General features: G+C 33.3%; 1 protein-coding gene. It reads left to right on the forward strand.

The features are described from left to right. A partial coding sequence (locus tag TP70_RS13035) for an IS3 family transposase (RefSeq protein WP_044361427.1) occupies positions 1–246 on the forward strand: 246 nt, incomplete at both ends.

Below are 246 nucleotides of genomic sequence, written 5' to 3' on the forward strand. Positions count from 1 at the left end.
TTAGTTTTAGCAGCGTTTAATAAACGAGGGTATTCTAAAGGTTCAAGAAGCATTCATATGACCCTCTTACAACAAGGTATTATCATGAATCGTAAGAAGATTGTTAGACTTATGAAGAAGTTTAACTTAGTATGTCCGATAAGAAAAGCAAATCCATATAAACAAGCCATGAAGTATTCCACTGAACAACGTGTGAAAGATAACTTAGTGAAACGTCATTTCAAAATGGGTGGTCCTAAAACAATT

The organism is Staphylococcus microti (assembly GCF_000934465.1).
Taxonomy (GTDB): Bacteria; Bacillota; Bacilli; order Staphylococcales; family Staphylococcaceae; genus Staphylococcus; species Staphylococcus microti.